Source organism: uncultured Marinobacter sp., assembly GCF_963974375.1.
Lineage (GTDB): Bacteria > Pseudomonadota > Gammaproteobacteria > Pseudomonadales > Oleiphilaceae > Marinobacter.
Genome location: NZ_CAXBDN010000221.1, coordinates 1 through 7,497 on the forward strand (window position 1 = coordinate 1; position 7,497 = coordinate 7,497).

The window sequence follows — 7,497 nt, forward strand, 5'->3', positions numbered from 1 at the left end:
CGGCCGTTCCAACACCCGCTTTCACATCTACACGCCCCCTGGCTATGACGAAAACCTGGCTGAAGGCTATCCCGTGCTGTATCTGGCCCACGGTGCCGGTCAGGATGACTCCAACTGGACCAGTCGGGACAACAGCTGGGGCGGCAGTGCCGACGTCATTCTGGACAACCTGATCGCTGAAGAACGCATCAAGCCGATGGTCGTGGTCATGCCCAACACCAGTCGCTGTGCCTCCATGACCCCCACCACGCCCGGCGGCAGCGATGCCTGCACCGATCTGTTCAAGAACACCATCATGCCCCACGTCGAGTCGAACTATAACGTGGTCGCAGACCGTGACCACCGGGCCATTGCCGGCCTGTCCCAGGGTGGCTTCGTGGTGTTCAACACCGGCTTCGCCAATCTGGACCTCTTCAGTCACATGTTCAGCTATGGCTCTGGCTGGTTTGCCTCGGCCCAGAGTCAGTTCGAGCGGAACTTCCGCAGTGTGCTGCAAGACCCCGAAACCAACAGCAAGCTGAATACGCCCATTTATATGGCAGCAGGTTTCGATGACATCGCTTACAGCAATACCAGGGCAACGCTGGACATTCTGAATCGCAACGGCGTCCGCACCCTGACCCAGGAGCACGAAGGCGGCCATGACATGGACAGCTTCCGTCGTCACCTGCACCAGACCCTGCCTTTGATGTTTGTGAACACCGAAGGCTGCGGTTCCTGAAGTCGCCCTGACTGTTGATGAGCAGGCTCTTGCTGGCGTTGTCAGCAAGAGCCTTTTTTATGCAGACGGCTGCATTGCAGCGGTCTTCAGAAACGCCAGCAGGTGAGCCGTTACTTCCGCCACAGCCTCCTGCTGCACCCAATGGCCGGCACCTTCCACCAGGTGACAGCCCAGCAGCCGGGTACAGGCCTTGTTCTGCATACGCTGGAAATTACCCGGTGCCTGATGCACGCCCCAGTCCCGGTCCCCGGCAATAAAACAGGTGGGCACATCCAGGGTTTTACCGGCAAAGGCCTGCAGCTCTTTCTGGAACTTCAGATCACTGGCCGCCCGGTACCAGTTCAGCCCGCCCTGAAAGCCCGTCTGGCCATAACTCTGCACATACACCTCAAGGTCCTGATCCGGCAACCAGTGACAGCGGCGGATCTGATCTGCATCTGGCATGAAGGGGGCCACCGTCTCCGCCATTCCCTGAGAACGGTCCATCACGTAGTAGGTAGGCATTTTCGCAAACTCTTCGGCCTTGCGAGCCGCCAGCGGGTGGGGCTGATTGTGGTCACAATCACCGCTCTTGAAGTGAAAATAGGCTCGCAGGAAGGCAGACAGCCCCTGGGGCGCGTCCAGCATGTTGGCATTGGCATCCGGGGTACTGAAATAGCGGTGGTAATACTTTCGGGGTGGATTCAGAGCGGCCAGCGCCTGATCCAGAATCTCGGCAGGATCCGCATCCGGGTTCGACGGCGCCGGGGGCGGCCCGGCAAAGGGCGCGCTCATCAGCACCACCGAGTGAAACAGATCCGGGCGGGTCAGCCCACACCAGGCCGCCACCGGGGAGCCAAAATCATGGCCCACCACCGCTGCCACTGACTCATACCCCAGAGCGAAGACCAGACCCACCACATCCTGCACCAGATTCAGCATGCGATAGGAGGCCAGGTCACCCTCAAACCGGGCATCCCAGCCCTGAGTAGCGCCGTAACCCCGCTGATCCGGTGCCACCACATGATACCCGGCCCGGGCCAGCGGCAACATCAGTTCCCGCCAGCTGTAGGCCAGCTCCGGGAAGCCGTGCAGCAGCACGATACAGGGACGGCCTGATGACTCAAAACCGGCTTCCAGCACATGCATGCACAACCCGTTGCCGTTACGAATCCGCCGCGAGCGGATGCCCTCAGGCAACGGCAGATCCCGGGAAATCGCGGTCCCGGCCAACACCCGCTTGCCAGAAGGTGGATGCCGTTCCAGGTGCCGCTCAGGCCTGAGCGGCCGGCGCTCCAGATTGCCGCCACAGTTGGGACAAACGCCGTGGTGCACCTGCTCCGTACAGTCAGCACAGAAGGTGCATTCGAAAGTACAGATCAGGGCGTCTGCAGAGCCTGGTGGCAGGTCGATATCGCAACATTCGCAGTTGGGTCGCAGCTCGAGCATGGGGTTTCCGGTTGTTGATTGAACCAGGCCATGAGCTTAGCACAGCAACCAATCCGGAGGCGGCGCTCAAAGGCACCTTCTCTGTTCTGCGGGAGCAATCCTGAACTGGCCCACTGACATGGCCCAGGATTCCGCTCATTCTTGCCAACCATTAGTAGCCAGCGTCTTTTCACGGACAGGATGGTGCGTAACCGTAAGCGGCCAATCTGGCAGAAGTATCGGGTACTATAAACGGACACCCCACCTTCCGCAGGCTATTAACAATGTCCCCGGTTCTGGTTTTCGCCGTATTTGCGGTACTTGTGCTGTCGCTGACCGTGTTCCGGCTGTTCTTCTACCGAACCTGGAAGCGTCGGCGCGTACTTGCCCGGCCGCTCCCGGACACCTGGCGGGAGCTGATGAAAACTCAGATACCCTTGTACCGGCGATTGCCCTCGGCACTGCAACAACAGCTGGAAAACCATGTGCGCCTGTTTCTCGCCGAGAAGGACTTCTACGGCTGTGATGGTTTCGAGGTGGACGACCGGGTTCGCGTGACCATTGCGGGCCATGCCTGCCTGCTGGTGGTTGCGAGAAATTTCAGCGATTTTGACCACGTAACCAGCGTTCTGGTGTATCCCAGCGCTTTTCATGTGCGGGAAGAGTACAACGACGGTCCGGTGGTGAGTGTGCAACATGAGATCCGCGCCGGGGAAGCATCGGATTTTGGCCGCGTGGTGCTTTCCTGGACGGATTGTGAGAAAAGTCTGGCCCACCCGGAACAGGACTTTAACGTGATACTCCACGAGTTCGCCCACCAGCTGGATTTCCTGGACGGCAGTGCAGACGGCGCACCGCCCCTATCCGGAGAGGAGGCCCGCCAATGGCAACACACCATGAGCGAGGCCTATGCCCAGTTGCAGGCTTCGCTGGGGATGACCGCCAACTTCCACGCAGGATCCAAAGCCGCGAAACCGTGGCTGGATCCCTATGGCGCCACTGAACCCGCGGAATTCTTTGCGGTGCTGACCGAAGCCTTTTTCCAGCAGCCCGAACATCTGCGACAGGTCCAACCGAAAGTGTACAAAGCGCTGTCCGGCTTTTACCGGCTGGATCCGACAACCTTCCGGGAGGCCTGATCAGAACCGCCTGTTCTGCCAGCCTCAGCTTTTCTCGGCGGCATCCAGCTTGTCCTGAGTACGCAGTTCGAAATCGCTGGCATCGTGACGTTCCGGCAACTGGTTAGCCGGCTCGCCCCAGGTCCGATTTACCTTATAACCGCGTTTTACCGCTGGCCGTTGTGCGACTTCCTCGGTCCAGCGCAATACGTTGGTGTAGGTGTGGGCTTCCAGGAATTCGGCTGCATCATAAACCTTGTTGGTGACGGCAGCGCCGTACCAGGGCCAGATAGCCATGTCGGCGATGCTGTACTCATCACCCGCGATGAAGCGGTTGTTGGCCAGTTGCCGGTCCAGCACATCCAGCTGACGTTTCACTTCCATGGTGTAACGGTTGATGGGGTACTCGTACTTTTCCGGCGCATAGGCGTAGAAATGGCCAAAGCCACCACCAAGGAAAGGTGCACTGCCCATTTGCCAGAATAGCCAGGACAGACACTCGGTACGGCCGTGAATATCCTTCGGAATGAACTCGCAGTGCTTGTCTGCAAGATAGAGCATCATGGAGCCAGACTCGAAAATCCGCAGTGGCGGATTCACGCTGTGATCCATCATGGCCGGAATCTTGGAGTTGGGATTCACCTCCACAAAGCCACTGCCAAACTGCTCGCCCTCGGTGATGCGGACCAGCCAGGCATCGTACTCTGCTTCGGTGATGCCCTTTTCCAGCAGCTCTTCCAGCAGTATGGTGACCTTCACACCGTTAGGAGTTGCCAGCGAGTATAGCTGAATCGGGTTTTTCCCCACTGGCAGGGCCTTGTCATGGGTCGGTCCGGCCACAGGCCGGTTGATGCTGGCAAACTTGCCGCCGCTTTCAGCATCCCATTTCCAGACTTTTGGTGGCGTGTAGGTTTCATTGCTCATTCAAATGTCCTCGTATTATCAGGTTCCCTGACTGTAGCGTAACAGCTCAGGTACGCAAGGAAGTTACCAGCCCGTGCAGTAGTAGTTCGCCCGGGGCGTGTGATCAGATCAGTTACCCGTGAGCAGGCGTGTGGCGCCCGATGTTTTAACGACCATCCCCTTTGACCCCGAGCCGATCCAGATAGAGGTGAAGTTCAGCTTCACTCAGATTTACGTGCTCCAGCACCCGGCCATACAGCATAACCGTCGGAACATTACGCCCTTTCAGCTCTTTCTGGGTTTTATCGAGCACGTACAGAATGATTCGCTCGGTACGGGTCAGGCCATCCCGTACGTCGGGAATCGTTTCCAGCATGACATCGAGTTGCTCCGGGGTCACTGATGCACCTCTGTGACGTTTGGGTTCAAAAAGATCAGGCGATCAGTCCGTGTTGGCCTGGGCCAGTTTTTCATCCGCCAGCTCGCGGTCGTCTTTATCCGCTGACAGGCCATCCTCCTCGTCCTGGGAACTCGGTTCAAGGACCAGGGTAGTGAGAATAGCAAAGTGATCCGAGCCGAAAGCCGGTAACCGCCTCATACTGCCGAAGGTGAAGTGGTGACTGTGGAACACGTGATCCAGTGGCCAGCGTATTAACCAGTGCTCAGCATGGAAGGAGTTGAACATGCCGCGCCCCACCCGGGGATCCAGCAGCCCGCTGATTTTTCGGAATAGCCGGGTCGTTTCCGACCAGGCCACGTCGTTCAGGTCACCGGTCACAATAATCGGGCCGGACTCATCGGCAACCTCTCTGGCCACCAGAACCAGCTCCGCATCCCGCTCGGTGGATTCGTCATTTTCGGTCGGGCTTGGTGGCGCCGGGTGCAGGAAGTGAACCCGTACCTGCCGGCCTGAAGCAAGCACGGCTTTGGCGTGCATCGAAGGCACGTCATCCTCCACCATGAACCGGGTTTCAGCATCCTGTAGTGGCAAGCGGGAGTAGACATGCATGCCGTAAAGGTTATCGAGGGGGCATTTAATGGTGTGAGGATAATCGCTTTCCAGTTCCCGCAGTTGATCTTCCCACCATTGATCCGATTCCAGGGTAACCAGAATATCCGGCCGGTGTTGCCGGACCAAAGTGACCAGGGCCGGTGCGTTGCGATTGGGCGTCAGTACATTGGCCGTCATCACGGCCAGGGCTTCACCACGCTTGCCTTTGGCATTTACCACTTCCTTTCGGAAGAACGGCGAATAGGGAAGGATCCACCAGGCCTGATTGGCCAGGCAAGCCACTGCAATCACCACCAGGCCCCAGCTGACAGGCTCGGACAGGTCCAGTCGTGTGAGTTGAACGATCAGCAGCACAACAATGAACACCGCCAGCTGCAGCCGGGGAAAGTCCCACAGACGAATCCACCAGGCTTCAAATCGCAAAACCGGCAAGAACGTCAGCACCGCCAGAACAAGGGTGGCTGTCAGTAAAAAATAGAATTCCATTTTGTTGCTGATCCCTGGGTGCCGAGTGAATAAAGGTGACAGGTCCCCCCTTGAAAATCACAAGGGCACTGACAAGTGGCTGAGGGCCTGCGACTGCGCCCTGATCGGTATCTGCAAGCTCGACTGGTATAATCACGCAACACTGTCTGCTGAGGCAAATCCCATTATCCGTTGCAAAGCCGAAGCACCAGCCAACTCTGTAATCTGCTTGCGACAGTGTATTCTGTTCGCGATAACCGGATGATCAATGAGAAAATGCCGCTTCCGGACAGGCATTGAACGGGAGACATTGAATGGCCTTTTGGGGATTTCCCGGCCGAACGCTGCTGACAGTCCTTGCTCTGCTGCTGTCGTACCCACTGCAGGCCAGTGAACCGCTACGCATTGCGGCAGCGTCAGACCTTCGCTACGCACTGGATGACATTGTTAACAGCTATCGTGACGCCCACGCCGATGCCAACATCGAGGTTATTTACGGCTCCTCCGGGAAAATGACCACGCAGATCATCAACGGCGCGCCCTACGACCTTTTCTTCTCCGCCGACATTGCCTTCCCGGAAAGACTCCATGAGGAGGGCCTGACCGCCACCGAACCCGCAGTCTACGCCCTTGGCCGCATCGTGATCTGGAGTACCACCCTGGACGCAGCTGGTCTCACCTTTGATGACCTGGCCACAGATTCGATCCGCCGCATAGCCATTGCCCAGCCAGCACACGCTCCCTATGGCATGCGGGCAAAGGAGGCCCTCCAGGCCGCCGGTGTCTGGGACGCGTTGCAGGGCAAGCTGGTGTTTGGTGAGAACATCGCCCATACCGCGCAGATGGTCAGTTCCGGTGCCGCACAGGCAGGTATCATCGCCCTGTCGCTGGCCCGGTTTCCGGATCTGGCAAAACACAATCATTACCTCATCGACGAGGCCCTGCACAGGCCGCTGACCCAGGGCTATGTGGTCACCCGGCGCGGGGGAAACAAGCCCGAAGCGCTGGCGTTTGCTGACTTTATGACCACCGAAGACGCCCACGCCATAATGATCCGCTACGGCTTCGAGATGCCGGAGTAACCGCCCGCTTTCCAGAAAGGACACTATATGTTTTCACTTGGGCCAGCAGAGTGGCAGGCCATCGAAGTCACTTTCAGGCTGTGTCTGTACACCACCGTTATTCTGCTGGTGCTGGCCACGCCTCTGGCCTGGTGGCTGGCCCAGGGTCGCTCCACGGTCCGGGTGATCGTCCAGGCGGTAGTGGCTCTGCCACTGGTGCTGCCGCCAACGGTGCTGGGGTTTTATCTGCTGATCGTTTTGGGGCCGCGGGGGTTTGTGGGACAGACACTTGAGAACCTGGGGCTGCACCATCTGGCGTTTTCCTTTGAAGGCATCCTGGTGGCCTCAGTGATCTATTCCATGCCCTTTGCGGTGCAGCCGTTGACCCAGGCCTTCAGCAATCTTGGCAAACGCCCGGTGGAGGTGGCCAGCAGCCTGGGGGCCGGGGTCGTAGACCGGTTTCGCACGGTGATTTTTCCGCTGACCCGGGGTGGCTTTGTGGTGGCCGCCACCCTGACCTTTGCCCACACCCTGGGGGAGTTCGGAGTCATTCTGATGCTTGGCGGCAGTATACCCGGCGAAACCAAGGTATTGTCGGTGCTCATCTACGACCATGCCGAGGGCATGAACTACGCCGCCGCCCACAGCCTGTCGCTGATGCTGCTGGTCTTCGCCTTTGTCACTCTCTTCGTGGTCTACAGCATTAACCGCCGTTTTGAGGTGGCCAGACTATGACGTTGCATATCGCCGCCCGTCTGCAGTACGGCGAGGATTTCGAGCTCAGGGTGGACAGCGAACTGCCACTGCAGG

General features: G+C 58.5%; 8 protein-coding genes and 1 pseudogene. 4 read left to right on the forward strand and 5 right to left on the reverse strand.

The window, feature by feature from the left end; translation table 11 throughout:
* The coding region (locus AAC035_RS16230; RefSeq protein ID WP_339805985.1) for an alpha/beta hydrolase-fold protein at window positions 1–721 on the forward strand (721 nt) is incomplete at its 5' end.
* 57 nt (window positions 722–778) lie between these two features.
* Here AAC035_RS16230 and AAC035_RS16235 read toward each other — a convergent pair.
* Together AAC035_RS16235 and AAC035_RS16240 are read right to left on the reverse strand one after the other, a co-directional pair.
* Complete coding sequence (locus AAC035_RS16235) at window positions 779–1,849, reverse strand: alpha/beta hydrolase (RefSeq protein ID WP_339805997.1); 1,071 nt, start codon at window positions 1,847–1,849, stop codon at window positions 779–781.
* Window positions 1,850–1,930: 81 nt separating this feature from the next.
* Window positions 1,931–2,149, reverse strand: a pseudogene (locus AAC035_RS16240) (DUF1272 domain-containing protein); the annotation flags it as partial.
* Between the two features lie 263 nt (window positions 2,150–2,412).
* Here AAC035_RS16240 and AAC035_RS16245 point away from each other — a divergent pair.
* The gene (locus AAC035_RS16245) at window positions 2,413–3,267 is read left to right on the forward strand and encodes a M90 family metallopeptidase (protein WP_339805987.1); all 855 of its coding nucleotides are present in this window, start codon (window positions 2,413–2,415) and stop codon (window positions 3,265–3,267) included.
* 24 nt (window positions 3,268–3,291) lie between these two features.
* Here the strand turns inward: AAC035_RS16245 and yghU are convergent, their stop codons facing one another.
* The 3 genes from yghU to AAC035_RS16260 form a co-directional block, all read right to left on the reverse strand.
* Window positions 3,292–4,170: a glutathione-dependent disulfide-bond oxidoreductase gene (yghU, locus tag AAC035_RS16250; RefSeq protein ID WP_339805988.1), complete on the reverse strand. Its 879-nt coding sequence runs from the start codon at window positions 4,168–4,170 to the stop codon at window positions 3,292–3,294.
* 145 nt (window positions 4,171–4,315) lie between these two features.
* A complete protein-coding gene (locus AAC035_RS16255; RefSeq protein ID WP_339805999.1) occupies window positions 4,316–4,525 on the reverse strand; it encodes a hypothetical protein in 210 nt (69 codons plus the stop codon).
* A 66-nt stretch (window positions 4,526–4,591) separates the two neighbouring features.
* Complete coding sequence (locus AAC035_RS16260; RefSeq protein WP_339805990.1) at window positions 4,592–5,647, reverse strand: endonuclease/exonuclease/phosphatase family protein; 1,056 nt, start codon at window positions 5,645–5,647, stop codon at window positions 4,592–4,594.
* A 293-nt stretch (window positions 5,648–5,940) separates the two neighbouring features.
* Between AAC035_RS16260 and modA the strand changes: the two genes are divergently transcribed.
* Together modA and modB are read left to right on the forward strand one after the other, a co-directional pair.
* Window positions 5,941–6,708 carry a molybdate ABC transporter substrate-binding protein gene (modA, locus tag AAC035_RS16265; protein WP_339805993.1) on the forward strand — a complete coding sequence of 256 codons (768 nt, stop codon included), beginning with the start codon at window positions 5,941–5,943 and terminating at the stop codon, window positions 6,706–6,708.
* 27 nt (window positions 6,709–6,735) lie between these two features.
* Window positions 6,736–7,422, forward strand: coding sequence for a molybdate ABC transporter permease subunit (gene modB / locus AAC035_RS16270; RefSeq protein WP_339805996.1), 687 nt, complete (start codon window positions 6,736–6,738; stop codon window positions 7,420–7,422).
* Window positions 7,423–7,497 lie beyond the last annotated feature (75 nt).